Here is a 25,273-nt window from a genome sequence, read left to right on the forward strand (position 1 = left end):
CCAAATCATGACCAGCGACAATCTTTACCGTTACCTGTTTGACGACGTGTCTGTTCGCGGTGAACTCGTACAGCTCACCGACACCTACCAGCACATTATTGCCAGCAAGGACTACCCTGCGCCTTTGCAAACCCTATTGGGCGAATTGCTGGTCGCCACCAGCCTGCTGACTGCCACTCTGAAATTCGAAGGCTCCATCACGGTACAACTGCAAGGTGACGGTCCGGTGAAACTGGCGGTGATTAATGGCGATCACAACCAGCAGATGCGCGGCGTCGCTCGTTGGGACGGCGAACTGGTTGCCGACGGCAACATCCACGATCTGATGGGTAAAGGTCATATGATCATTACCATCACGCCAAATCAGGGTGAACGCTATCAGGGTGTGGTCGGTCTGGAAGGCGACACGCTTGCTGCGTGTCTGGAAAGCTACTTTGCCAACTCAGAGCAACTGGCGACCCGCATCTGGCTGCGCACCGGTGAGGCCGACGGCCAGGCTAAAGCCGCAGGCATGCTGCTGCAGATCCTGCCAGATGGCAAAGGCGATGCCAGTGATTTTGAGCACCTGGAGCAGTTAACTGAGACGGTGAAGAATGAAGAGCTGTTCAGCCTGCCTGCTCAGGACGTGTTATACCGACTGTACCATCAGGAGAAAGTGAAACTCTTCGATCCGCAACCGGTGATTTTCCACTGCGGCTGCTCCCGTGAGCGCAGCGCCGGTGCCATTAAACTGCTGGATCGTCATGAAGTCGAACGTATTTTGCATGAAGAAGGCAAAGTCTCTCTGCATTGTGACTACTGTGGTACCAGCTACGATTTCGACAGTTTTGATATTACCAGCCTGTTCGAAACCGGCTCAGAAGCTGACGATTCGCAGCTTCATTAATTTTCAGCCATTATTAAGACTGAAAGTAAATTACATAAGCCAGCTACATGCTGGCTTTTTTTTTAACTCCTCCACACTTTTATGCTGCATTCTGAAATGCAAGCACAGCTTATTCATGCTTAATTGGCAAGGAATATTAATCACTTACACTGGCACAAACCTTTCCAGACAGGGTAAAATTAGGCTAGGTACAGATAAAAACACTAGAAAGTAACCACATTTTGTAAGTGGTTACTATAAAAGTTACCTCCCTGTACGCAGGGTAAAAAAAGACAGCCTAACTACCTCTTACCCCCCAAGGAGTCGCTAATGACAGTCATGCACGCCGAAGATGAAAAGGTCAACCAACAGCTGGATTTGTCTCAGTACGGTATCCATAACGTAAAAGAAGTCCTTCGTAATCCTTCCTACGAAGTGCTTTTTGAGGAAGAAACCAGACCCGGTCTGGAAGGTTATGAAAAAGGCGTAGTGACGGAACTGGGCGCTGTCTCTGTGGACACAGGGATCTTTACCGGTCGTTCTCCAAAAGATAAGTACATAGTGAAAGATGACACCACCCGCGATACCCTGTGGTGGTCAGATCAAGGCAGCAATGACAACAAGCCGCTGAGTTCAGAAGTCTGGAACGATTTGAAAGCGCTGGTCGCCAATCAGCTATCCGGCAAACGTCTGTTTGTGGTCGACGGTTACTGCGGCGCCAACCCGGACACCCGTTTGTGTATTCGGGTGATCACCGAAGTGGCCTGGCAGGCACACTTCGTCAAGAACATGTTCATCCGTCCGAGTGACGAAGAGTTGGCCACCTTCAAGCCTGATTTTGTGGTGATGAACGGTGCTAAATGCACCAATAAGCAGTGGCAGCAACACGGCATGCACTCTGAAAACTTCACCGTGTTCAACCTGACAGAACGCATGCAGCTGATCGGCGGTACCTGGTACGGTGGCGAGATGAAAAAAGGTATGTTCTCCATGATGAACTACTTCCTGCCGCTGCAGGACATCGCCTCTATGCACTGCTCGGCAAATCAGGGAGAAAACGGCGATGTCGCTGTGTTCTTTGGCCTGTCCGGCACAGGTAAAACCACTCTGTCTACCGATCCTAAGCGCAAACTGATTGGCGATGACGAGCATGGCTGGGATGACAACGGTGTCTTCAATTTCGAAGGGGGCTGCTACGCCAAAACCATCAAGCTGTCGAAAGAAGCCGAACCGGACATCTACAATGCAATCCGTCGTGATGCCCTGCTGGAAAACGTGACCGTTCGCGATGACGGCACCATAGATTTTGACGACGGCTCTAAAACCGAAAACACCCGGGTATCCTACCCGCTGTACCACATTGATAACATTGTGAAGCCGGTATCCCGCGGTGGCCATGCCAACAAGGTTATCTTCCTCTCGGCCGACGCCTTCGGTGTGCTGCCTCCAGTCTCCAAGCTGACGCCTGAGCAGACCAAGTACCACTTTTTGTCTGGCTTTACGGCGAAACTGGCTGGGACCGAGCGTGGCATCACAGAGCCAACACCGACCTTCTCGGCTTGTTTTGGTAATGCCTTCCTGAGTCTGCACCCGACGAAATATGCTGAAGTGCTGGTCAAGCGCATGGAAGCCGCAGGCGCTGAAGCCTATCTGGTCAACACAGGCTGGAACGGCACAGGCAAACGTATCTCTATCCAGGATACCCGTGCCATTATTGATGCCATTCTCGACGGTTCGATTGAAAACGCAGAAACCAAGCAAGTGCCTATTTTCAATCTGACGGTGCCGACAGCCTTGCCGGGCGTGAATCCTGATATTCTGGATCCGCGCGATACCTATACCAGCGAAGCGGAATGGCAAGCCAAAGCCATCGATCTGGCCAAGCTGTTCATTAACAACTTCGAAAAATACACAGATAACGAACAAGGTGCTGCTCTGGTGGCCGCTGGTCCTCAGCTGGACTAACATTCGCCGTCAAACCCAAGCAAGCCCTGCAGTGCAGGGCTTGCTTGTCTCTGAACCAATCGCACACTCGTGCAACAAGCTTGGCTAAACGCTAAATAGCCGACAAAAATCAGCCGCATTCCTTGCCAAGTAGCCGCATTTCCTTCACTCTTTTTACACCGACCTGACCATGCCTTTTTCCCAAGACTTTCATCACCGCCCGATTGCCCGGCAGCGGCCTAAACATGGTTTGGCGGCTGATATGGAGTTCAGCATGCGTTTCTTGGCAAAAATTCTGGCTACCCTGATTATTCTGCTGCTGATGGCAGCCACCATTATGGCCATCCTGCTGCATACCCGCCACAGCGCCGCCCTGGTGAACACGCTCTTAAGGGGAGCCGGCTATGAAGGGGCGCAAGTTGCCGCTGTGCAATATTCTCTGCAAAGTGATCCGCTGCATTTACGTCTGATCCAGCCTCGCTGGCAACAGCACAATGCGCCCGCCTTAGCTGCTGAGCAGCTTGATCTCTGGCTGTCTCCTGCCTCTTTCTACCGCCGGGGATGGCATTTTGACAGCCTGTTGATTCAAGGCGTCACTCTCAACCGGGTACCGGCTCTCGAACTGGAAAACGGCCTGATCAATGCCCGCCGTCTGGCTGTCACCCAGCTGACACTCTCGGTGCCCGGACTGCAGCTCGACAACGCCCGCCTCGAACTCGATAACTGGCAAAACAGCGCACAAGCCTGGGGAGACTTCAGCGGGGACTTTCGTCTGTCGGCCGAGCAGGCCACCTGGCATAATCAGACCCTGCAACAGGTGCTCATTGACGGGGAACGCGATGCACGGACCTGGACTGTGTATGGTTTGTCATTGAATTGGCAAGGTGCCAGATTCCACGGCCAGGCCGAATATCAGACTGACGCACATAACCTGATCATCCATCAACTCAGCGCCAGCGGCCTGAAGATAGACCAAGATTTTCCGATCCAAACCTTATTGGATTTGAGCGCACAGGTACGCGAGTCCGAGCTGAGCGTAGATTTACGCCGTCTGGATATCCTGGACAGCAGTCTGGAGCACCAGGAATACAGTACCAGTAATGCTAATCTGGCGCTGGAAAACTGGCGCTGGCCCGGTACGCTTTGGCAACAGCAGGATGCCCGTCTGTCACTGGGGGCCGATACGCTGCGCTGGCATGATCTGCTGCTGGACGCCCCCCTTACTGAGCTGCACTTCACCCCGGAGCAGATCAGCCTGAACGGCTTTTCAGCCCGCATGCTTGAAGGCTACCTGCGTGCTGAGGCAACCCTGACGCCCGAAGCCATGTTGCTGCATCAGCTGGAGCTCAAGGGTATTCGCTGGGTAATGCCCGAAGCTATCCAGGCCTGGCTGATGCACGACAGCACCCCGCAGACACCGTTGCAGGCTCATGTGGATCAGTGGTGGCGAAAGCTCGATACCCTGACCGTGGATCAGCTTTCTGTCGGCTACAGTCAGCTGACCGGCACTTATGCACCACTGCCTTTTCAGATCAACGATATCAATCTGGACGGCACAGGGCTGGTGCTGCTGCGTCAGGGACAACCCGGACTGTGGCAAGGTGAACTCAATGCCGGTGCCGGTTTCACCCATGTCCGTCAAATCACCCTGCACGATCCGCTGCTGACCATGAGCAGCCAGGCAGGACACTGGCAAATCACACGATTAAACCTGCCGATTGAAGAAGGCCTGTTAGAAGGCAGCGCCGATATCCAGCTCAGCGAAGCAGGCTGGCCCTGGACACTGTCTCTGACCGGCGACAGCCTGCCGTCGCAGATGATGCACCACTGGTTTGGGCTACCGCTCCCGCTGCAGGGAAAAATGGATATCAGCGTCCAGGCAAGTGGTCTGGGGCAGTTCCACCGCGGGCTGGCTTACAGTTTGGATGGCCACCTCAATGCGGCATTCCGCCAGCAGGCCCTGATCCCAAGCGAAGCCTCGCTGCTGCAGAGCTGGCAGAATGGCGAAACACTGGCCGTTACCCCGCTCAGCAGCGATAAGACACCAGTGCGCTCACCGGTTACGCTAAGCCCGCTCAAGCTGCGGGCTGATCGGGGACGCATTACTCTGCAGCCGCTAACTCTGCAGGGCCAGCAGTTAACAGCAGAGTTACAGGGAGAATGGGATCTGGCAACCCCGTCAGGGCGTGAAATTGAGCTCAATGCCAGCGATGGCTGCCAGCAGCTCACCAAGCGCTGGCACAACCATCAGCAGGACATGTCAGTCTTGTCTTGCGAGCGAAACAGCATATAGGTTCCGGTGAAGGTCGCAGCATGGGATTCATCGCTGAACACCTGCACTTCCACCACCATACGCCCTTTGCGGCCATTGGCGATCCGATCCAGATCGCCGGTAAGGGTTTCCACGCCCGCGACGGCGCGAGGGCGTGATTTCACCGGTGCGGAGTAACGGATGTGGCTGTCAACCAACATAATATCGGCCTCAAGCTGGCGCTCTTTCAGCAACATCCAGAGAAACCCCCAACCAGCCAGCGTCGCCATGGTAAAAATACTGCCGGCAAACATGGTCGCCCTGGGGTTGAGGTTAGCGTTCAGTACTGCACTGACTTCAAACCTATACCCTGTGTACTGACTGATTTTGACGCCCATTTTTTCACTGATCGGAATGTGGGACTGCCAGACATCCTGCAGCTCCTGACACCAGTCCGGATGGCGCACCACTTCCGTTAACGGATCCAGGTATTTCAGCATCTGCTGATGACGAACCGGGCCGCGTTCCTCGCTCAATTCTCCCTGATTGGCAAAGCCGTTGATCTGATAAAAGCGGATAGCTTCTTCGCGGGCATTACAGACCAGCCGCTTGGCCCCTTCCTGCCGGGCCAGCGATTCCAGCGCCATCAGCAGCAAGCCGCCCATGCCTTTATTGCGGTAATTAGGATCAACTGCCATGTAGCGGATCTGGCCGTCATTTTCAGGCGTCATATACAGCCGGCCAATCGCCACCGGCTGGCCGTCATCATCGACTATCATCCGATGGCAACTCAGGGCGTCATAGGCATCGCGTTCTGATCCCGCTGGCATATGCCAGGGCTGGCGCAACATCCGCCAGCGAAAGTCAAAATAGCGGGCCAGTTCCGCCTCAGTTTGCGGGGTGATCAATCGAAACATAGCGTCCTTCTCCAGTCATTCAATTCCATTTGCGCGTTCACACGCTCCGCCTGTTAGTCTGCTTTGCGGCGCAAACGGCGGCGGTTATTCAGATAACCCGCTTGTTCACGCTATAGCATGAAGGCTAGCACTGCAGCCAGAAAGTGACAGGACCATCATTAAGAAGCGCCACTTTCATATCGGCGGCAAAGATCCCCGTTTCGGTGCGGACCGCACTTTCCTGACAGGCTGCCACAAAATAGTCGTACAAGCGCTCAGCGTCAGCCGGGTGTGCCCCGGTCGAAAAGCTGGGCCGCATACCGCTGTTGGTATCGGCGGCCAGCGTGAACTGCGAGACCACCAGCACACTGCCCCCCGCCTGCTGCACATTGAGATTCATTTTACCGGCATCATCTTCAAACACCCGGTAGCCCAGCACTTTATCACGCAGCCGGCGGGCTTTGGCTTCATCGTCACCTTTTTCTACTCCGAGTAAAACCAGTAACCCTTTGCCAATCGCGCCAGTCACTTTACCATCGACGGCAACACTGGCCTCACTCACTCGTTGTATCAGCGCAATCATTTTGTATCCTTGTACGTCTTCACGGTTTTTTGTCGCTCTGGCGTTTGCTCAGCACGGGATGCCTGCGCTTCCGGATGCTCGGTGTCCACTGAGGCCAGGTGCTGTTTTTCACCCCCATCTGAACTGCGCGGTGTTTTTGCCCGCTGGCGCCAATGCTGTTCTTCACACAAGCTGGCAGTGATTTCTGCGCCCAGCAACACAATACACCAGCACAGATACACCCACACAAACAAAATAGGTACCACAGCCAGTGCACCGTATATCAGCTGGTAAGACGGGAAATTGGTGATGTAGAGCGCAAAGGCTTTCTTGCTCAGCTCAAACAGGGCACTGGCAATCAGAGCACCTATCAGCGCATTACGCAACCGGACTTTGGTGTTAGGCACCAGCATGTACAGACCCATAAAGGCCAGGGTCGACATCAGAACAGGCAGGCCGCGCAATAGTTGCTGTACAAAACCATTCACGGTTTCGCTGCCCAGCACATTCAGCGACGCCAGATAAGAGCTGATCGCCAGACTGGAGCCGACCAGAATAGGGCCCAGAGTCAGCACCATCCAGTAAATCGAAAAAGAGATCACCACGCGGCGATGCTGGCGCACCCGGAAAATATAGTTCAGTGATTTATCGATGGTTGAGATCAGCAGTATGGCGACCACAAACAAGGCCCCGATCCCCACAGCAGTCATCTTGCCGGCATTAGCCACAAACTGATTGAGGTAGCTTTGCACCACATCCCCGGCTGTCGGCACAAAATTCTCAAAAACGAAAGCCTGCAACTGATCGCCCAAAGAGGCAAACACAGGGAAACTCGACAGCGCTGACAGCACTACAGTGATCATCGGCACCAGCGACAGCAGCGTCACATAGGCCATAGAGCCGGCCGTCACCGTCAGACGGTCATGATCAATGCGGCGGTACAAATACTGCGCAAATTGCCAAAGTTCTGTGACCGTCTGGCGCAAACCCGGCCCGGACGTTATTTTCATATCAGCCATATTGAATTAATCTTTGTTGTTTATCGTCCAACTACCAAACGACCCTACCCGCGACAAGACTTAACTGCAGTCCTTTCGAATAGACGTATACCGGTTCTGGACAGCCGTGTCATGGATATTAGGGTATATCAACAACATAGTGCGTCCGGATGGGAATAACAACCAACCCGGTCGCCTGCCAGGAGCTTTTATGCCATATGCTTTTGCCCTGATACTGAGCCTGACACTGCTGTCGGGTTGCCAGAGCGCCTACTATTCTGCCATGGAATCGGTCGGTGTTCATAAACGCGATATCATGGTCGATCGCGTCGAAGATGCCACTGAGGCGCAGAAAGACGCACAGGAACAGTTTACCTCAGCGCTGGCCGCTTTACAGGCACTCACCCGCTTTGAGGGGGGGACGCTGGAAGAGACCTATAACCGGGTGAATGCGCAGTATGAAGCCAGTGCCGATGCCGCCGATAAGGTCAGCGACCGCATCGCGGCGATTGAAAATGTCTCACAAGCCTTGTTCGATGAATGGCAAGAGGAACTGAGTCTGTATTCCAGCGCCGCCCTGCGCCGCGACAGTGAAGCCAAACTCAAAGCCACCCGCGCCTCTTACAGCAAGATGATTGCTGCCATGCACAGAGCGGAAGCCAAAATGGCACCGGTTCTGGACACCTTGCGCGATAACAGCCTGTACCTGAAACACAACCTCAATGCTGCGGCCATCGGCTCCCTGCAAGGCGAGTTCCGCTCACTTGAACGTGATATCCAGCGGGCAATCAGCGATATGCGTGCTGCTATCAGTGAGTCTGAGCGCTTTGTGGCCCAACTGAACCGCGGCTAATCGTGTTTTGGCCTGAATAAAAAAATCCCCCGTTCCGGATCACCCAGCGGGGGATTTTTTAAATGTGCGCCCAAAGAGCGCACAGATTCAGAATTTACTTCGCACCACGGCTCGCACGCTTACGATCCGTTTCGGTCAGCAGTTTCTTACGAATACGGATGCTTTCCGGCGTCACTTCCACCAGCTCATCGTCATCAATGAATTCCAGTGCCTGCTCCAGGGTGTACTTGATTGGCGTGGTCAGCACCTGCGCATCATCGGTACCCGATGCACGGACGTTGGTCAGCTGCTTGCCTTTCAGGGCGTTAACCGTCAGGTCATTGTCTCGGCTGTGAATACCGATCACCATGCCTTCGTACACTTCCACACCGTGACCGATAAACAGACGACCACGCTCCTGCAGGTTGAACAGGGCATTTGTCAGCGCTTTACCCGCGGCGTTTGCAATCAGCACACCGTTGTTACGCTGACCGATCTCGCCGCCTTTGTGCGGTCCGTAATGGTCAAACGTGTGGTAAATCAGGCCAGAACCTGAAGTCAGCGTCATGAATTCAGTCTGGAAACCGATCAGGCCGCGAGAAGGCATCACGAAGTCCATACGCACACGGCCTTTGCCGTCAGGCGCCATGTCTTTCAGCTCACCTTTACGCAGGCCGATTTTCTCCATGATGCCGCCCTGGTGCTCTTCCATGACGTCAATGGTCACAGTTTCAAACGGTTCCATCAGCTGGCCGTTTTCTTCTTTGACGATAACTTCAGGACGCGATACCGCCAGCTCGAAACCTTCACGGCGCATGTTTTCGATCAGAATCGACAGGTGAAGCTCACCACGACCTGACACGCGGAATTTGTCCGGGTCTTCCGTTTCTTCAACGCGCAGCGCAACGTTATGCACCAATTCTTTCTGCAAACGCTCCAGAATGTTACGCGAGGTTACGAACTTACCTTCTTTACCGGCAAACGGAGAAGTGTTCACCTGGAAGGTCATGGTTACGGTCGGCTCATCTACGCTCAGGGCTGGCAGCGCTTCAACTGCGTTCTGGTCACAAATGGTGTCAGAAATTTTCAGCTCACCCAGGCCTGTGATCGCGATGATGTCACCGGCAGTCGCACGTTCGATGTCATGACGCTCCAGACCCAGATAACCCATAACAGTGCCGACTTTACCGTTACGGGTTTTGCCGTCTGCACCAATAATGGTCACTTGCTGATTCGGTTTCACCGAACCGCGGGTCACACGGGCAACACCGATAACGCCAACATAAGAGCTGTAGTCCAGCTGAGAGATTTGCATCTGCAGCGGGCCGTCAACGTCGACCGCTGGTGGTGCAACGTTGTCCACGATTGCCTGGAACAGCGGCTCCATGTTCTCGCCAGTCTCGCCTTCTTCGCGTGTCGCCCAGCCATTCAGTGCTGAAGCATAAACCACCTGGAAGTCCAGCTGATCGTCAGACGCACCCAGATTGTCAAACAGATCGAATACCTGATCCATAACCCAGTCAGGGCGCGCGCCCGGACGGTCGATTTTGTTGATAACAACAATTGGCTTCAAACCGTGAGCGAACGCTTTCTGGGTCACGAAGCGGGTTTGCGGCATAGGGCCGTCAACCGCGTCAACGATCAGCAGAACAGAATCCACCATCGACATAATACGCTCTACTTCACCACCGAAGTCGGCGTGTCCCGGGGTGTCCACGATATTGATGCGGTAATCATTCCAGTTGATGGCAGTGTTTTTCGCCAGGATGGTAATGCCACGCTCTTTCTCGATATCGTTGGAGTCCATCACGCGTTCTTCAACGCCGCCACGGGAGTCCAAGGTACCTGATTGCTGCAGCAGTTTATCAACCAGGGTGGTTTTACCGTGGTCTACGTGCGCAATGATTGCGATATTACGTAATTTATCGATCTGTGGATTAGACATGGATTTGGCATTCACTCAGATGTTGCGACCCCCTGAAAAACAGGCAGCCACTGATTAAAAAAACGGCTCATAATCTACCAGATTTTACGTCAAAACCCAGCAAATATGTGATTTATATCATCGCTTCGGAACAAAACTGACAGTAAGAACAAGAATTAAGCATAAAAAATCAATAAAAACAGTCAATTAAAAACAAGACTGTGCAACGGGCGTTTTGGCGTGCAATAAAGTGAATGCAATCCGCCACGCAGACGATTGACAATTAATCAGCGTGGGCTAAATATAGCCGATGTCTTTGCATTCGGGTGAAACGGAGTGACAAAGAGGGAGATAATCCCCAATCGCACCATTATGGTGCACAAAATCACCATATCAGTGCAATGGAGCCCATGATTTTTTGCACTGAGCGCCATAACAGGGCGTAAATATGGCAATTTTGGGGATTTAAAAAGTTGGCATGGATTTCGCAAAGTTTACTGTATCGGAACACATGCTTGTTCCTTTCCAAAATTTTTTGCGGCCAGTTGCCCAAATCTAACACCGGAGGTTACTTAAGATGTCAGTAGAAAACGTACTCGCGTTGATCCAGGAAAACGAAGTTAAATTTGTTGACCTACGCTTTACCGATACCAAAGGTAAAGAGCAACACATCTCTATCCCCGCTCACCAGATTGACGCAGACTTCTTCGAAGACGGTAAGATGTTTGATGGTTCTTCGGTTGCTGGCTGGAAAGGAATCAACGAATCAGACATGGTGATGATGCCAGATGCATCTACCGCTGTGCTGGACCCATTTACAGAAGATGCCACGCTGAACATTCGCTGTGACATCCTTGAGCCTGCCACCATGCAAGGCTATGACCGTGACCCGCGCTCTATCGCTAAACGCGCAGAAGAATACATGCGCAGCACCGGCATCGCAGACACAGTGCTGGTTGGTCCTGAGCCTGAGTTCTTCCTGTTCGACGACGTGAAGTTTGCTACCGATATGTCCGGTTCTTTCTTCAAAATTGACGACATCGAAGCGGCCTGGAACACAGGTTCTACCGTCGAAGGCGGTAACAAAGGTCACCGTCCTGGCGTCAAAGGCGGTTACTTCCCGGTTGCACCGGTTGACTCATCACAAGATATCCGTTCTGCCATGTGTCTGATCATGGAAGAAATGGGTCTGGTTGTTGAAGCACACCACCACGAAGTGGCAACTGCAGGTCAGAACGAAATCGCGACCCGTTTCAACACCCTGACCTCTAAAGCGGATGAAATCCAGATCTACAAATATGTGGTTCATAACGTAGCGCATGCTTTTGGCAAAACAGCCACCTTTATGCCTAAACCACTGGTTGGCGATAACGGTTCTGGTATGCACGTTCACCAGTCTCTGGCTAAAGACGGTCAGAACCTGTTTGCCGGTGACAAATACGGCGGTCTGTCTGAGCTGGCTCTGTACTACATCGGTGGTATCATCAAGCACGCCCGCGCAATCAACGCGTTCGCTAACCCGTCAACCAACTCGTACAAGCGTCTGGTTCCAGGGTTCGAAGCACCTGTGATGCTGGCGTACTCAGCGCGTAACCGCTCTGCGTCTATCCGTATCCCTGTGGTACCAAGCCCGAAAGCACGCCGTATCGAAGCGCGCTTCCCGGATCCGGCAGCCAACCCATACCTGGCATTTGCCTGTTTGCTGATGGCTGGTCTTGACGGTATCAAGAACAAGATCCACCCAGGCGAAGCGATGGACAAAGACTTGTACGACCTGCCAGCAGAAGAAGCGGCAGAGATTCCAAAAGTGGCCGAGTCACTGGAGATCGCACTGAAAGCGCTGGATGAGGACCGTGAGTTCTTGACCGCTGGCGGTGTATTCTCTGACGATTTCATCGATTCTTACATCGCCCTGAAATCGAAAGATGTTGAGCGCATCAACATGGCAACCCACCCACTGGAATTCGACCTGTACTACTCAGTATAAGTCTGACCCCAGAGATTCACTGACAAGGGCCTGCGCATGCAGGCCTTTTCTTTACCTGCTTCACCAAGGCAGGGCAAACCTTCTCAGCCCCCCGACTGACAGCCCCAGGCTGGCGCAGCCACTTTCACCAAAACGACTCACCCCTTTGCCAGTAATCCATCCTGGCTCATTGACTTAACTGTGCCAGAAAAGACGGCAAGGTTATTGCATTGTTCTTCAGTGTTCACCGTCTTTATCCGTTGCCATGAGTCAGTCTCAAAGCGGTTGCTGTCATTCATAGCCTAAAAAGGCTGGACTCTCTTACTTTGTGCTGCACAAGTGATAAAAGACGGGCTACACTGTAATGCACCAAAACAGTGCAATGCACCAGCGGTGTTTGCTCCGCAAGCGGGCACACTGGCAATAACCACAAGGATGAGACTGTGACTGCCGCTTTTACGCCATTGATCCTGAACAACCTGGTCACTGCAGTGATACTGCTCGATGAGCTGCTGAAAATTCGCTACGTCAATCCGGCCGCAGAGCAATTAATGTCTTGCAGCCAGCGGCGATTGCTGGGCAGTCGCTTTCCGGATCTGCTCCAGCACAGCTCGCTCGATCTGGGCCTGATTCAGTCGACAGTGCAAAGCGGACAGGGCCTGACCGACGGCGAAGTGACTCTGGTGATTGATGGCCGCCACCATACCCTGGAAATCAATGCCAGCCCGGTAAGCTGGCAGAAAGACGTGCTGATCCTGCTGGAGCTGAAACCTATAGACCAGCAAAGACGCATCAGTCAGGAAATCAGCCAGCACGCCCAGCAGCAAGCCGCCAAGGAGCTGGTCCGCGGCCTGGCCCATGAGATTAAAAATCCACTGGGGGGCTTACGCGGTGCCGCACAGTTACTGGAAAAAGCCCTGCCTGATCCCAGCTATACCGAATACACCCAGATGATCATTGAGCAGGCCGACCGGCTGCGAAATCTGGTTGATCGCCTGCTTGGGCCACAAAAGCCCGGCATCAGAACGGTAGGCAATATCCATGTGGTGCTGGAGAAAGTGCGCCAGCTGGTATCGCTGGATCACAGGGAACAACAGCTGCGCATCCAGCGAGATTATGACCCCAGCCTGCCCGATTTCAGCATGGATCCGGAGCAGCTGGAGCAGGCGATACTGAATATCGTCAGTAATGCCGCACTGGCGCTGAGCCAGCAGCCGGGTGAAGGATTAATCACACTGCAGACACGCACCGCACATCAGGCACTGATTCACGGTCAGCGGCACAGGATTGCGGCCAAGATTGACATCATAGACAACGGGCCCGGCATTCCGGCCGACATACAGGACACCCTGTTTTATCCCATGGTCACAGGCCGCGAAGGCGGTAACGGGCTCGGCCTGTCCATCGCCCAGAATTTAATTGACCAGCACCACGGCAAAATTGAAGTGTCGAGCTGGCCAGGGCAGACAAAATTTTCCATTTATCTACCCATTCAATCAACAGAATAACAAAGCGGCCGGGCACATAATCACATCAGCCAACACGCCCGGCATGCACACCAAGGACACAACGGAGGGCATGCGATGAGCAAAGGACTAATCTGGGTTGTCGACGATGACAGCTCCATACGCTGGGTACTGGAGCGCACCCTGAATGCAGCCGGACTGCGCTGCGAAACCTTCGCCGATGCCGACAGCGTCGTAGAAGCACTTGAGCGCAGCGTACCGGATGTACTGGTGTCTGATATCCGGATGCCGGGCACGGATGGCCTGACACTGCTGCGTAACCTGCATCATGATTACCCCACACTGCCGGTGATTATCATGACGGCGCACTCGGATCTGGATGCGGCCGTTAACGCCTATCAGGAAGGGGCGTTTGAATACCTGCCCAAGCCTTTTGATATTGACGAAGCCGTGAGCCTGGTGGAGCGGGCTGTCACCCACAGCCAGGAGCAAAAGCGCCAGCAACAGCCGGAGGAAATCACCAAACAGGCCCCGGAGATCATTGGCGAAGCCCCGGCAATGCAGGAAGTGTTTCGTGCCATCGGCCGTCTGTCCCGTTCCTCGATTTCCGTGCTGATCAATGGCGAATCCGGTACAGGTAAAGAGCTGGTTGCTCAGGCGCTGCACCGCCACAGCCCCAGACGGGAAAAAGAATTTATCGCCCTCAACATGGCGGCCATTCCCAAAGATCTGATTGAATCTGAACTGTTTGGCCATGAAAAAGGCGCGTTTACCGGCGCCAACAACATCCGCCAGGGCCGTTTTGAGCAGGCCAATGGCGGCACCCTGTTTCTGGATGAAATCGGCGACATGCCACTGGATATCCAGACCCGCCTGCTGCGGGTACTGGCTGACGGTCAGTTCTACCGCGTTGGCGGTCATTCTCCCATCAATGTCGATGTCCGCATCATAGCGGCGACCCATCAGAATCTGGAACGACTTGTAGCCAAAGGGGATTTCCGGGAAGACCTGTTCCACCGGCTGAATGTCATCCGGGTCCATCTGCCTGCCCTGAAAGACCGCCGGCAGGATATTCCCCAGCTGACCCGCCATTTCTTAAAGCGGGCCTCCGATGAGTTGGGGGTGGAAATCAAATCCCTGCACCCGGACACAGAAACCCTGCTCACCAGCCTGGCCTGGCCTGGCAATGTGCGTCAGCTGGAAAATACCTGTCGCTGGCTGACCGTGATGGCCAGCGGCAACGAAATCCTGCCGTCCGATCTGCCGCCCGAACTGACCGCGGTCGACAGCCAGCCGAAAGGCGACGGCAGCGAACCTCACTGGCAGCAATCGCTGCAGCACTGGGCCCGCCAGGCATTGCAGCAGGGCAACCAGAATCTGCTGGGCGAAGCCATGCCGGAGTTTGAACGTATTCTGCTTGATACCGCTCTGGAATTTACCCATGGCCACAAGCAGGAAGCGGCCAAGCTGCTCGGCTGGGGACGTAACACCCTGACCCGGAAACTCAAAGAGCTCAACATGGCCAGCGACTGATTATCCGCCCGCTGCGGTTGAAGAGCATTGCTGTTTTTTTCAACAGTGGAAGTAAACATCAGCCCGATCTTAACGATCGGGCCAGATCCTCGCCCTGACTGTAATGATTGTCTTGATATCTTTGCTTATACTGAGGCTACAGTTTTTCCGGGATACCATGATCATGATAAGCAAACACCTGCCACTGACCGATTTGCACCGTCACCTGGACGGCAACATCCGTATTCAGACCATTCTTGAGCTGGGCCAGCAGTTTGGCATGGCACTGCCTGCCAACGACCTCGAGTCGCTGCGTCCGCATGTTCAGATTGTTGAAGCCGAACCCAGCCTGGTCGCTTTCCTGTCCAAACTGGACTGGGGCGTCGCGGTACTGGGCGATCTGGACGCCTGCCGCCGTGTCGCTTATGAAAATGTCGAAGATGCCCTGAATGCCCAGATTGACTACGCTGAGCTGCGCTTCTCACCGTATTACATGGCGATGAAGCACAATCTGCCCGTTGCCGGTGTGGTCGAAGCCGTTGTTGACGGTGTGCGTGCCGGTTGCCGTGACTTCGGCATCAAAGCCAACCTGATCGGTATCATGAGCCGGACTTTCGGCACCCAGGCCTGTCAGCAGGAGCTGGACGCCCTGCTGAGCCAGAAAGCCCATCTGGTGGCCGTTGATCTGGCCGGCGATGAGTTGGGCCAGCCCGGCGATCAGTTTGTCGGCCACTTCAAGCAGGTTCGCGATGCCGGTCTACAGGTCACAGTGCATGCCGGTGAAGCCGCAGGCCCGGAAAGCATGTGGCAAGCGATTCAGGAACTGGGGGCAGTGCGTATCGGCCACGGCGTCAAAGCAGTGGAAGATGCCAGACTGATGGATTATCTGGCCGAACACAAAATCGGTATTGAGTCCTGTCTGACGTCGAATATCCAGACCAGCACTGTCGCCAGCCTGGCCGGTCACCCGCTCAAGCAGTTTCTCGACCACGGTATTCTGGCCTGTCTGAATACCGATGACCCGGCCGTGGAAGGCATTGAGCTGCCGTACGAGTACGAAGTGGCTGCGCCGAAAGCAGGTCTGACACCGGAGCAAATCCGTCAGGCGCAAATCAATGGCCTGGAACTGGCATTTCTGTCTGACAGCGAGAAGAACGCCCTGCGTGAGATGGCGGCCAAGCGTTAATTCCGCCATCGCCTGCACAGCAAAAAGCCCCGCTTGTGATCGCAAGCGGGGCTTTTTTCTGGCTCAACCTGATCAGCGCAAGGCTCAGATCACCCGCGAAAATTGCTGCTGGCGGGCACGCTGGCGCAGATAGACATCAAAGCACATGCAGATATTGCGGATCAGCAATCGGCCTTTGGCAGCCACTTCAATCCGCTCCTTTGTCACACATACCAGACCATCATCAATAAAGGTCTGCAGCAGTGACAAGTCTTGCGCAAAATAATCAGCAAAGTCGATGCCATAGTGCTGTTCAATATCCGTTATCGACAACTCAAACTGGCAGATCAGGGTTTTAATTACCTCGCGGCGCAGCAGATCATCCGCGGTCAGGTTTACACCTTTCCACAACGCATGCTGCTGCGATTCAATGTCGGCATAGTAAGCTTTCAGGTCTTTCTGATTCTGACCATAACTGTCGCCAATCATAGAAATTGCAGACACCCCCAGCCCCAGTAGATCGCAGTCACCCTGGGTGGTGTAGCCCTGAAAATTGCGGTGTAACTTACCTTGGCGCTGGGCAACGGCCAGTTCATCTTCCGGCAGGGCAAAATGGTCCATGCCGATAAACTGATAACCGGCAGCGGTCAGGGTCTCAATCGTGCTGTGCAACATCGCCAGCTTTTCTGACGGCGACGGTAAATCGGCGTCTTTAATTTTTCGCTGGGCGGCAAACAGTGACGGCATATGGGCATAGTTAAACACAGACAAGCGCCCCGGTTTCATCGCCAGCACCTGCTCCAGAGTGTTAACGAAACGGGCATTGTTCTGTTTCGGCAAGCCGTAGATCAGATCCAGATTGGTCGAGCGGAAACCCAATTCCCGGGCACGATTAACCAAAGCGTCAATAAAATCGCTGTCCTGCTCACGGTTGACCAGCCGCTGGACTTCTTTATCAAAATCCTGCACCCCGATACTGAGGCGGTTAAACCCTTCCTCCCGCAAATGATCCAGCACATCCAGTTCCATCCGGCGCGGGTCGACTTCGATACTGATCTCTGCATCCGGTAGCAGAGTAAATGAAGCGCGCAACTGGGCCATCAGCCGGGTGATTTGCGACTTGGTCAGGAAGGTGGGCGTCCCGCCACCCAGATGCAACTGACTCACTGCCCGGCCTCGCATCAGTGCCGCACGCTGGCGAATTTCAATGTCCAGTGCCGCCAGATAGATGTCGGCCTTATGCGCATGCCGGGTAATGACTTTATTGCAGCCACAGTAGTAACAGAGGGTATGGCAGAAAGGAATGTGGATATAAAGCGATAAACGGCGCTCAGGATAGCGCTGACAGGCAGCGGTGAAATCCACGGCGGTAAAGTCGGGCTGAAATTCCAGCGCCGTCGGATAGGAGGTGTAGCGGGGGCCTGAGTAATTATATTTTTCGATCAGTGCCTGATCCCAAATCATGGACTGCTCTGTCATCGCGGCGTTACCTCACTGGCGCTCTACCAAGTCAATCCGCCAAGCTAGCACGAGGCCGCAGCCCGATTATTGATCGATAACAAAAACCGATCAGATTCCTGCTGCCACCTACAAAAAACCCAGTGGCCAGCCACTGGGTTTATCGTTTCATTCGCAGGCGCTGGATCAGGCCTTTTGCGCCAGGATCTGAGTCAGCTCCGACTGTATCGCATCAAACAGCCGCGATTCGGCTTTCATTCGCCGCAAGTCGTCTTTCATGCGGTCCTGCTTCGCCAGGGCTTTGCGTTCATCGCCGCGCGGCATCTCTTCAACCACTTTATACAGCTCAAACAAAGCCGGATACTGAGCGGAAAAGTTGACGCTGCGATCGGCCTGTAAGACTGTCATCAACTTGTACAGACGAATCGCAATTTCCGACATGTCACACTGCTCCTGCCGTCCGGCTTCCGCAATGATGTAGACACTTTCCAGAATATTGCTATTTCGCTGCGCAATTGCTTCGGCCTGCTGCTGCTCTGCGCGGGCAATAAATGCCTTATGGCGCTGCTTTTGCAAATACAGCTGGTAGAGCAGATAACCGGCATAGACCGCCAGTGCCACAACAATCAGGCTTCCTGCCACTAACAACCAGAGTTTCAGATCCTGCAAGGCTTACTCCTTATCGAAATCGTCCCAACGGGTATTTTCAAAGTCATCGAGCAGATCTTCTTCGCTACGGGCATCCCCGGCGGCGATTTGATCCTCAGCATCATCCTGCTCGTCGTCGTACAAACCCAGCTGTTTCATCAGCTGCTCAATACGATCCAGTTTCTGGTCAACCTGCTTCTGCAGGCCGGCACCCAGTTTTTCACCGGCATCGAGACGGTCCAACAGCGCCATCAGCTGCGGATCATTCTCCAGCATGGCCAGCTCCTGCTCGGCACTCATGCGACGCGCCTGCTTGGTTGGCTTCGGCTCGACAATCAGTGGTACCGGCTTTTTACTGCCGTGACGAGGATCTTTCGCCTGTCCCTGACGCTGCGCACTCTGAGCATCCGCGTCTGAGTGACGGCTGCCCGCTTTCAAGCCTTTACGCTTTCGGGCTTTCTGACGGGCTCGGCCATCCAGATCCTGCTGGCTGACACTCTTTTCTACGAACTGCGCCGGGCCTTCAGAGCCAGGTTTACGGCCTCTTTTCTTACGGGTCATGACTGATTTTTCCTCAGCATAATTACATCGTTACCAATAAATTCCACCGCCAGTCCATCTCGTTGTGCCAGATAACGGAACGTCTCCCGGCTGAAGAAGCTGACGTGGGTGGGATCATTCTTGTAATGCCAACGGCTGAATGCCTCGGCATCGGTTGCCAGCTTAGTCATCAGTCCCAGCCAGCCGCCCGGCTTGACCAATGACAGCAGCAACTGCCATTCACGGGCCGGGGTATAAAAATGTTCAATCGCCTCGGTACAGGTGACAAAGTCATACTGAGATGCCAGAGCACCGGTATCCGGGGCAAAATACGGGTCATAAACAGCGACCTGATGCCCCTGCTCACGAAACATGGTTGCCAGAGCAGGGCCAGGGCCGCAGCCAAAATCCAGGCCAGCCAGCGGCCCTTGTGGCAAACGTGCGCTAAGCGGTGCAGCCAGCCGGCTGAGGAAACGGCGATACCCTTCATCATCAACATGGTTTTCATGCTGATCGTAGACCGCTTTTTCCTGCTCCGGTGTCAAATGCGAGGCCGGATCCGCGAACACCAGACTGCAGGCCCGGCATTGAAAATAGGCCCGCCGGTTGTCTTGATGATAAACCTCAATGGCTGTACTGTCGCATAAGGTACAAACCGTCATCAGCATCTCCTAGAGCCAGGCATTCCGGCGAGGTCAAAATCAAGCCGCGTATGATAGCAGACCTGCGCCGATTGAGAAATGGACAGCGCGGTGAATCCCGGGCAGTAAAAAAGGCAGCCTGAGCTGCCTTTATTACACTGCGATGCTTGCGATACTGAGTGTGTGATCAGTGAAGACCGCCAACGTACTGTGACAAGGCGTCGATTTCCTTGTCACTCAGTTTCGCCGCCACTGAACGCATCATAGCGTTCATGTCGTTGTTGCGCTTGCCTTCGCGGAACATAGTCAACTGTTTCTTGATGTATTCCGCAGGCTGCCCAGAAATATCCGGGAAACCAGACAGGCTGGTGCCATTACCCCGCGGACCGTGGCACGCCGTACAGGCCGCAATTCCACGTTCGGCATCGCCCACACGGTAGAGCTGCTGACCGATTTCGATCGAACTCTCGGTGGTCGTGCCTTCAATCGCAGGCAGGGAACTAAAGTAAGCCGCCAGATCCGCCATGTCTTGTTCAGACAATGGCATCGCCATGCCGCCCATCACAGGATCATTACGCCCTTGTTCACCACCAGTCGTCATCGCCAGCTTGAATTCCTTCAGCTGTTTCTCCAGATAACGTGGGTGCTGACCCGCAAGGTTGGGGTATTGTCCTGTGATACCTTTACCATCAGCGCCATGACATGCTGCACATGTCGCTGCTTTTGCTTTTCCAGCTTCAACATCTCCCTGGGCCCAGCTTGTGCAACTGGCAAGAAGTGTAAATATCAATGCTAATTTCTTCATGACATTCCGTTTATAATTATTGAGCTTCCAGTACCACAAGTATTGCTTAGCAACATGGTATACAATGCACCACTAACCAAGCAGGGTTAGTGGTACATTTTACACACTTTCGCATAAAAGTAATTAGTCGACGACCAGAAGACTTGACGGAGTTAACAGTGAATTCCCCTCTCAACTACAGACAAACCCATTTTATTACCAGTGCTCCGGACATCCGCCACCTTCCTTTGGATAAAGGCGTTGAGATTGCATTTGCTGGCCGATCTAATGCCGGTAAATCAAGTGCTTTAAATCGTCTGACTGATCAGAAAAGCCTGGCACGTACCTCAAAAACGCCGGGGCGTACCCAATTAATCAACATGTTTGAAGTCAGAACCGGCTGTAACCTGATTGACTTGCCCGGCTATGGCTACGCTCAGGTACCGCTTGAGATGAAAAAGAAGTGGCAGGCCGCCTTGGGTGAATACCTGCAAAAACGCGAATGCCTGCAGGGACTGGTGGTATTAATGGATATCCGCCATCCGATGAAAGATCTCGACCAGCAAATGATTTACTGGGCGGTGGAAAGCCATCTGCCAGTGCTGGTGCTGCTGACCAAAGCAGACAAACTCAAAAGCGGTGCCCGTAAAGCCCAACTGCTGAAAATTCGCGAAGCCGCACTGGCCTTTGGTGGCGATGTGGAAGTCGAGAATTTTTCTGCCCTCAAAGGCATAGGTGTTGATCAGGTCCGCCGCAAACTCGATACCTGGTTTGCCCCGGAACTGGCCCGTCAGCAGGCGCTGCTGGAAGCAGAGAATAGTAAACAGGACGGTATTGAACCGGACGCAGAATAATATCAGTCAATATGCCTGATCGCCCGATCAGGCATCAACCCGCCTTTTTCTCACTTTCGCACTAATCAGACCGTTTACAAACGCCAGATAAAAATGTCCCCACCGGAACGATGGGGCAACGGGAGAGAAATAGGAGGTTTTTATATTTGTTCAGAAAGGATTAATGATTTAACCAGCCAACGCAAGTTTTTTATACGAAATCTGGGCGTTTTTTCCCCTCTGATTCCTTATTTTCCATAGCTCGCCTCCGACATAACATTCACTTTTGCCCGACTCAGCCCAAAAGACCGGCCAATTGTTTCATTCTGCAAATTAAGTCGATCCGCGAGATTCAGACCCCTTCAGTTTGGAACTTTATTACAGAAACATGGCAAAATGACAAAAAAAAGCCACCCAAAAGACGGGTGGCCGGATCATGGATAGGTCGGCTGGCAATGTATTCACTCAGCCCGACAAATATGAACAAGAAGCAGGCTTCATTATAAACGCCGCATTACTATAATTAAAGTAATTGCTCTAATTATTATCCATCAAGTCGCCTGCCGGATAATCCCCAACCTCGGTAGCGCCGGGCTGACGAGTCAGATTAGCCGCGATTCCTGGCCAAGATGCGCAGAGTATCAGCAAATATTGTCAGTAAAGGGATAATTTGTGCTGGAGATGGTGAGCAACTGTCGGGAGGTGAAAGCGGATAATGACTTGGCCGGCTACAAATAAAAACGCCCTGGCCAAATGACCAGGGCGGCTAAAAAAGCCAAATCCAATAACGTGAAACAAAAGGTCTGAAAGATAGAACATCTTACCTCTGTACCCTACGCCGTTAACTGTATATCAAGTGTGCAGAGAAAAAAAGCCCTTTTCGTAGTTTTTTTTCATACAAGACGTAATTAAATTATACAAAATTTGATAAACCCTGATTCAGATTGAAAAAAACCGGCCTGCTGGCCGGTTCTTGACGATTTAATTACATGTTTAGCAATGCACGCTAAGGCAGGTTAATGCGCCTGATCCCAGTTGTCACCACTGCCTGCGTCCGCGATAAGTGGCACATCCAGCTCAGCGGCGGCTTCCATCAGCTCGCAGACCGACTTCGCGACACTTTCCAGCTCAGATTCTTTCACTTCAAACACCAGTTCATCGTGTACCTGCATCAGCAGACGGACACGTTCGCTGTCTTGTGTCTGGATCCAGTTATCGACGGCCACCATGGCACGTTTGATAATATCCGCCGCCGTACCCTGCATCGGGGCGTTGATCGCCGCCCGCTCCGCCGCTTTGCGGCGAATGGCATTACGCGATTTAATATCAGGCAGATAGAGACGACGGCCGAACAGGGTTTCAACATACCCTTGCTCGCTGGCCTGGGTACGGGTGCTTTCCATATATTCCAGCACGCCCGGGTATCGCTCAAAATACACATTCATGTATTGCTGCGCCTCGTTCCGGCCCATCCCCAGCTGTTTGGCCAGACCAAAGGCACTCATGCCGTAAATCAAACCAAAATTGATGGCTTTGGCACGACGGCGCTGTTCGCTGGTGACTTCTTCGATTGGCAGACCAAGGATCTCGGCCGCCGTCGCGGCATGGATATCCTTGCCATGCCGGAAGGCATCAAGCAGCGCTTTGTCCCCGGACAGGTGGGCCATGATCCTCAGCTCAATCTGAGAGTAGTCGACCGCCAGAATCTTGTAGCCTTCCGGTGCGATAAAGGCCTGGCGGATCCGGCGCCCTTGTTCGTTGCGGATAGGAATATTCTGCAGGTTTGGATCGGTCGACGACAGACGCCCCGTGGCCGCGACAGCTTGATGGTATGAGGTATGTACCCGCTTGGTAACCGGGTTAATCATGCGCGGCAGCTTGTCAGTATAAGTCGATTTGAGTTTCGCCAGCCCGCGGTGCTCCAGCAGCAGCTTAGGCAGCGGGTAATCCAGTGCCAGCTCCTGCAACACTTCTTCGTTGGTCGAAGGAGTTCCGGACGGCGTTTTCTTGACTACCGGCAAGCCCATTTTCTCAAACAAGATAGCCTGCAGCTGTTTTGGTGAGCTGAGATTGAACTCCTCACCGGCCACTTCGTATGCTTGCGCCTGAATCTCATCTAAACGCACCGCAATTTCCTGCGACTGTGCAGTCAGCTTACTGGCATCAAGCAGTACACCAGTGCGCTCCATGCGAGACAGTACAGGCACCAGCGGCATTTCGATATCTTCCAGTACGCTTTTCAGTTTAGGGTCCGCATTGAGCTTGCTGATCAGCAGGTTATGCAAACGCAGGGTGATATCCGCATCTTCCGCTGCATAAGGGCCAGCCTGTTCCAGATCGATCTGGTTAAAGGTCAGCTGTTTCTTACCTTTGCCGGCAATGTCTTCGAAACTGATGGTTTTGTGTTCCAGATAGCGCAGAGACAGGCTGTCCATGTCATGTCGGCCCACCACACTGTTGTACACATAAGATTCCAGCATGGTATCGAAACGTATGCCTTGCATGGCAACCCCATAACGCGCCAGGACACTGGCGTCATATTTCAGGTTCTGGCCCACTTTGGCCTGCGTCGGGTCCTCCAGCAAAGGTTTCAGCTGGGCGATCACCCAGTCGCGGTCCAGCTGCGACGGCGCATCCAGATAATCATGGGCCACAGGCACATAAGCCGCTTTGCCTTCTTCCGCCGCAAATGACAACCCGACCAGATTGGCGACCATGTAGTCCAGGTTGTCGGTTTCGGTATCAAAGGCAAAAACATCCGACTGTTTGAGTATCTCCAGCCACTCGCTAAAACGGGCTTCGTCCAGCACCACTTCATAGCCACTGCGGTCAATCACAGGGGCCGGTGCCGAAGACGGCGCCGGATCACTGTCTTGAGTCGCAATGGTGGCTGCGCCATCAGCGACAATACGGCCATCGCTGCCGTCGAGCATTTCTGCCAGCCAGCGACGAAATTGCAGTTTACCGAACAGCCGGGTCAGCTCATCAATATCCGGGGTGCCTTTTTGCAGCTCCTGCGGCGTGAATTCAAGCGCCACATCCAGTTTGATGGTCGCCAGTTCATACGACATCATCGCCGCTTCACGGTTTTCTTCCAGTTTCTTGGCCATGGTTTTCGAGCCACGGAAGCCCAGTGCCGCAATCGCATCCAGGTTGTCATACAGATCTTTCAGGCCGCCAATCCCGGTCAGCAAGGCGGTGGCTGTCTTGTCACCCACACCAGGCACACCGGGAATGTTGTCGACCTTATCTCCCATCAGGGCCAGATAATCAATGATCAGTTCCGGACCGATACCGAACTTTTCCCGTACCCCGTCAGGATCCATCACCACACCCGTCATGGTGTTGATCAGGGTAATATTCTCATCCACCAGCTGCGCCATGTCTTTATCACCTGTGCTGATCAGCACAGGCATCCCGGCCTGAGAGGCCTGACGAGCCAGCGTACCGATGACATCATCAGCCTCGACCCCGGGCTCGCAAATCAGCGGCAGGCCCATGGCTTTGATAATGGCGTGCAACGGCTCTATCTGAGCACGCAAATCATCCGGCATAGGCGGGCGATGCGCTTTATACTCGGGATATAGTTCATCGCGGAAAGTCTTGCCTTTGGCATCAAAGACAACAGCAATATGTTCCGTCGCAAATTGACGCAGCATGCTACGCAACATATTTACCACGCCATACACAGCCCCGGTTGGTTCACCATCAGAGTTAGTGAAATTGGGCGAAGCATGATATGCACGATAAAGATACGAGGAACCATCGATCAGGATCAGTGGATTTTCTGGAATAGTTGCCATAATGGATTGTCTGTATCTGGAAGATAAAAGGATCAGGGTCTTAGGATGCCATGAGATGTGCCGAGTGTTAACAGAAGTTTTTCCCTTCCTGACTCACTCCACCTGTGGATAAGTTTGTGAGTTTTTGGAATAAGCCTGATGATCTTTTTTTGAATAACTTGAGAAAGATGATTTAAATTAACTAA

Annotated in this window: 19 protein-coding genes and 1 pseudogene; 9 read left to right on the top strand and 11 right to left on the bottom strand. The window is 53.4% G+C overall.

Features of this window, described 5'->3' with window-relative positions:
- Nucleotides 1-7: 7 nt before the first annotated feature.
- The 3 genes from hslO (at nucleotide 8) to D6M16_RS00155 (ending at nucleotide 5,102) form a co-directional block, all read left to right on the top strand.
- Nucleotides 8-886: an Hsp33 family molecular chaperone HslO gene (hslO, locus tag D6M16_RS00145; RefSeq protein WP_120510117.1), complete on the top strand. Its 879-nt coding sequence runs from the start codon at nucleotides 8-10 to the stop codon at nucleotides 884-886.
- Between the two features lie 309 nt (nucleotides 887-1,195).
- Entirely contained in the window at nucleotides 1,196-2,830 is a 1,635-nt protein-coding gene (gene pckA / locus D6M16_RS00150) for a phosphoenolpyruvate carboxykinase (ATP) (protein ID WP_120510058.1), read from the top strand.
- A 253-nt stretch (nucleotides 2,831-3,083) separates the two neighbouring features.
- Nucleotides 3,084-5,102 carry an AsmA family protein gene (locus D6M16_RS00155; RefSeq protein ID WP_162940887.1) on the top strand — a complete coding sequence of 673 codons (2,019 nt, stop codon included), beginning with the start codon at nucleotides 3,084-3,086 and terminating at the stop codon, nucleotides 5,100-5,102.
- On the opposite strand, the gene D6M16_RS00160 is transcribed toward D6M16_RS00155, so the two are convergent.
- The 3 genes from D6M16_RS00160 to D6M16_RS00170 all read right to left on the bottom strand — a co-directional run bounded on the left by D6M16_RS00160 (nucleotide 5,057) and on the right by D6M16_RS00170 (nucleotide 7,528).
- The gene (locus tag D6M16_RS00160) at nucleotides 5,057-5,977 is read right to left on the bottom strand and encodes a bifunctional GNAT family N-acetyltransferase/hotdog fold thioesterase (protein WP_120510060.1); all 921 of its coding nucleotides are present in this window, start codon (nucleotides 5,975-5,977) and stop codon (nucleotides 5,057-5,059) included. The genes D6M16_RS00155 and D6M16_RS00160 overlap by 46 nt on opposite strands.
- A 124-nt stretch (nucleotides 5,978-6,101) precedes the next feature.
- Nucleotides 6,102-6,539 (bottom strand): D-aminoacyl-tRNA deacylase, encoded by a 438-nt coding sequence (dtd, locus tag D6M16_RS00165; RefSeq protein WP_120510061.1) that lies wholly within the window; start codon nucleotides 6,537-6,539, stop codon nucleotides 6,102-6,104.
- Nucleotides 6,536-7,528, bottom strand: a complete 993-nt coding sequence (locus D6M16_RS00170; protein ID WP_240435499.1) for a virulence factor BrkB family protein — start codon at nucleotides 7,526-7,528, stop codon at nucleotides 6,536-6,538. The genes dtd and D6M16_RS00170 overlap by 4 nt, the downstream gene beginning before the upstream one ends.
- Before the next feature lie 199 nt (nucleotides 7,529-7,727).
- On the opposite strand from D6M16_RS00170, the gene D6M16_RS00175 reads away from it, so the two are divergent.
- Nucleotides 7,728-8,369 carry a DUF2959 domain-containing protein gene (locus tag D6M16_RS00175; RefSeq protein ID WP_120510063.1) on the top strand — a complete coding sequence of 214 codons (642 nt, stop codon included), beginning with the start codon at nucleotides 7,728-7,730 and terminating at the stop codon, nucleotides 8,367-8,369.
- Between the two features lie 94 nt (nucleotides 8,370-8,463).
- Here the strand turns inward: D6M16_RS00175 and typA are convergent, their stop codons facing one another.
- Nucleotides 8,464-10,293 (bottom strand): translational GTPase TypA, encoded by a 1,830-nt coding sequence (typA, locus tag D6M16_RS00180; RefSeq protein ID WP_120510064.1) that lies wholly within the window; start codon nucleotides 10,291-10,293, stop codon nucleotides 8,464-8,466.
- Between the two features lie 556 nt (nucleotides 10,294-10,849).
- Between typA and glnA the strand changes: the two genes are divergently transcribed.
- The 4 genes from glnA (at nucleotide 10,850) to add (ending at nucleotide 16,402) form a co-directional block, all read left to right on the top strand.
- Entirely contained in the window at nucleotides 10,850-12,259 is a 1,410-nt protein-coding gene (gene glnA, locus D6M16_RS00185; protein ID WP_046221862.1) for a glutamate--ammonia ligase, read from the top strand.
- A gap of 422 nt (nucleotides 12,260-12,681) precedes the next feature.
- The gene (gene glnL, locus D6M16_RS00190; RefSeq protein ID WP_120510065.1) at nucleotides 12,682-13,746 is read left to right on the top strand and encodes a nitrogen regulation protein NR(II); all 1,065 of its coding nucleotides are present in this window, start codon (nucleotides 12,682-12,684) and stop codon (nucleotides 13,744-13,746) included.
- A 75-nt stretch (nucleotides 13,747-13,821) separates the two neighbouring features.
- Nucleotides 13,822-15,237: a nitrogen regulation protein NR(I) gene (gene glnG, locus D6M16_RS00195; protein WP_120510066.1), complete on the top strand. Its 1,416-nt coding sequence runs from the start codon at nucleotides 13,822-13,824 to the stop codon at nucleotides 15,235-15,237.
- 163 nt (nucleotides 15,238-15,400) lie between these two features.
- Nucleotides 15,401-16,402 (top strand): adenosine deaminase, encoded by a 1,002-nt coding sequence (add, locus tag D6M16_RS00200; protein ID WP_120510118.1) that lies wholly within the window; start codon nucleotides 15,401-15,403, stop codon nucleotides 16,400-16,402.
- An 84-nt stretch (nucleotides 16,403-16,486) separates the two neighbouring features.
- Here add and hemN read toward each other — a convergent pair whose 3' ends face one another.
- From hemN to D6M16_RS00225, 5 genes are all read right to left on the bottom strand, one after another.
- Nucleotides 16,487-17,860, bottom strand: a complete 1,374-nt coding sequence (gene hemN, locus D6M16_RS00205; RefSeq protein WP_120510067.1) for an oxygen-independent coproporphyrinogen III oxidase — start codon at nucleotides 17,858-17,860, stop codon at nucleotides 16,487-16,489.
- 165 nt (nucleotides 17,861-18,025) lie between these two features.
- Complete coding sequence (locus tag D6M16_RS00210; RefSeq protein ID WP_120510068.1) at nucleotides 18,026-18,508, bottom strand: DUF2489 domain-containing protein; 483 nt, start codon at nucleotides 18,506-18,508, stop codon at nucleotides 18,026-18,028.
- Nucleotides 18,509-18,511: 3 nt separating this feature from the next.
- The gene (yihI, locus tag D6M16_RS00215) at nucleotides 18,512-19,048 is read right to left on the bottom strand and encodes a Der GTPase-activating protein YihI (protein WP_120510069.1); all 537 of its coding nucleotides are present in this window, start codon (nucleotides 19,046-19,048) and stop codon (nucleotides 18,512-18,514) included.
- Entirely contained in the window at nucleotides 19,045-19,689 is a 645-nt protein-coding gene (locus D6M16_RS00220) for a class I SAM-dependent methyltransferase (protein WP_120510070.1), read from the bottom strand. Before D6M16_RS00220 ends, yihI begins: the two co-directional genes overlap by 4 nt.
- A gap of 166 nt (nucleotides 19,690-19,855) precedes the next feature.
- A complete protein-coding gene (locus tag D6M16_RS00225; RefSeq protein WP_120510071.1) occupies nucleotides 19,856-20,473 on the bottom strand; it encodes a c-type cytochrome in 618 nt (205 codons plus the stop codon).
- 158 nt (nucleotides 20,474-20,631) lie between these two features.
- Between D6M16_RS00225 and yihA the strand changes: the two genes are divergently transcribed.
- Nucleotides 20,632-21,306, top strand: a complete 675-nt coding sequence (gene yihA / locus D6M16_RS00230) for a ribosome biogenesis GTP-binding protein YihA/YsxC (protein ID WP_120510072.1) — start codon at nucleotides 20,632-20,634, stop codon at nucleotides 21,304-21,306.
- A gap of 753 nt (nucleotides 21,307-22,059) precedes the next feature.
- On the opposite strand, the pseudogene spfP reads toward yihA, so the two are convergent.
- Both spfP and polA read right to left on the bottom strand, forming a co-directional pair.
- A pseudogene (spfP, locus tag D6M16_RS22755) lies at nucleotides 22,060-22,104 on the bottom strand (small protein SpfP); the annotation flags it as partial.
- A 197-nt stretch (nucleotides 22,105-22,301) separates the two neighbouring features.
- Nucleotides 22,302-25,088, bottom strand: a complete 2,787-nt coding sequence (polA, locus tag D6M16_RS00235) for a DNA polymerase I (protein ID WP_120510073.1) — start codon at nucleotides 25,086-25,088, stop codon at nucleotides 22,302-22,304.
- Nucleotides 25,089-25,273 lie beyond the last annotated feature (185 nt).

The sequence above is a fragment of the Photobacterium salinisoli genome (assembly GCF_003614885.1).
Lineage (GTDB): Bacteria > Pseudomonadota > Gammaproteobacteria > Enterobacterales > Vibrionaceae > Photobacterium > Photobacterium salinisoli.

What these genes read in the sequence shown, in the direction of transcription:
- glnA (WP_046221862.1), top strand. Translation starts at nt 10,850, where the DNA reads ATGTCAGTAGAAAACGTACTCGCGTTGATCCAGGAAAACGAAGTTAAA.
- hemN (WP_120510067.1), bottom strand. Translation starts at nt 17,860, where the DNA reads ATGACAGAGCAGTCCATGATTTGGGATCAGGCACTGATCGAAAAATAT.
- hslO (WP_120510117.1), top strand. Translation starts at nt 8, where the DNA reads ATGACCAGCGACAATCTTTACCGTTACCTGTTTGACGACGTGTCTGTT.
- yihI (WP_120510069.1), bottom strand. Translation starts at nt 19,048, where the DNA reads ATGACCCGTAAGAAAAGAGGCCGTAAACCTGGCTCTGAAGGCCCGGCG.
- D6M16_RS00155 (WP_162940887.1), top strand. Translation starts at nt 3,084, where the DNA reads ATGCGTTTCTTGGCAAAAATTCTGGCTACCCTGATTATTCTGCTGCTG.
- polA (WP_120510073.1), bottom strand. Translation starts at nt 25,088, where the DNA reads ATGGCAACTATTCCAGAAAATCCACTGATCCTGATCGATGGTTCCTCG.
- D6M16_RS00220 (WP_120510070.1), bottom strand. Translation starts at nt 19,689, where the DNA reads ATGACGGTTTGTACCTTATGCGACAGTACAGCCATTGAGGTTTATCAT.
- add (WP_120510118.1), top strand. Translation starts at nt 15,401, where the DNA reads ATGATAAGCAAACACCTGCCACTGACCGATTTGCACCGTCACCTGGAC.
- dtd (WP_120510061.1), bottom strand. Translation starts at nt 6,539, where the DNA reads ATGATTGCGCTGATACAACGAGTGAGTGAGGCCAGTGTTGCCGTCGAT.
- D6M16_RS00175 (WP_120510063.1), top strand. Translation starts at nt 7,728, where the DNA reads ATGCCATATGCTTTTGCCCTGATACTGAGCCTGACACTGCTGTCGGGT.
- glnG (WP_120510066.1), top strand. Translation starts at nt 13,822, where the DNA reads ATGAGCAAAGGACTAATCTGGGTTGTCGACGATGACAGCTCCATACGC.
- typA (WP_120510064.1), bottom strand. Translation starts at nt 10,293, where the DNA reads ATGTCTAATCCACAGATCGATAAATTACGTAATATCGCAATCATTGCG.
- D6M16_RS00170 (WP_240435499.1), bottom strand. Translation starts at nt 7,528, where the DNA reads ATGAAAATAACGTCCGGGCCGGGTTTGCGCCAGACGGTCACAGAACTT.
- D6M16_RS00225 (WP_120510071.1), bottom strand. Translation starts at nt 20,473, where the DNA reads ATGAAGAAATTAGCATTGATATTTACACTTCTTGCCAGTTGCACAAGC.
- D6M16_RS00160 (WP_120510060.1), bottom strand. Translation starts at nt 5,977, where the DNA reads ATGTTTCGATTGATCACCCCGCAAACTGAGGCGGAACTGGCCCGCTAT.
- pckA (WP_120510058.1), top strand. Translation starts at nt 1,196, where the DNA reads ATGACAGTCATGCACGCCGAAGATGAAAAGGTCAACCAACAGCTGGAT.